General features: G+C 63.0%; 1 pseudogene. It reads left to right on the forward strand.

Going from position 1 to position 632, the window contains the following annotated elements:
- Window positions 1-632 (forward strand): annotated as a pseudogene (locus AC6CHO_RS17215) (HNH endonuclease); the annotation flags it as partial.

The following is a 632-nucleotide window of genomic DNA, read 5'->3' on the forward strand; positions in this document are numbered from 1 at the left end:
GAAATCAACGTCGTGCGCGCCAACGCCCAACGCGGCAACCTCAAGCAGCTGAACCGCGGCACCGCCGCCACCATAGCCCTCGCCCGCAAAGCAGACCCCCACGGCTACCGCGAATACCTCGAAAACTGCCGCATCCTCTTCAATGACACCCCGCACCTGGCCGCCGCCTACAGCCGCGGCGAATTCACCGAAGCCCAAATGCGCGCCATCCTCACCCCGCTGCGCATCGTCAAGGCCGAACGCCGCACCGAATTCGACAACCTCTACGCCAAGAACCCGCAGATGTTCGCCAACCAGGGCACCAGGAAAATCAGCGACACCGTCCAGGACTTCACCCTCGCCTACGCCTCGGACGACCAGTGCAAAGAGCAGAAAAGCGCCGAAGAGCAACGCCGCATCAAATTCACCCCGCACCCCGCCACCGGCATGATGAGCATCCACGCCGAACTGCCCATCATCGCCGGCCTGGCCCTGAAAAACGACATCAAGGCAAAATCCGCAAGCCTCAAAGCCCACGGCGATCCGCGCACCCGCGCTCAAATCGAAGCCGACTACCTCGCCAGCTTCTGCACCAGCCCGGACGCGACAGTGCCCATCAACCTGAGCGTCGGGCTGATCATGACCGACAAGAC

The organism is Glutamicibacter sp. GQ173, from assembly GCF_059759215.1.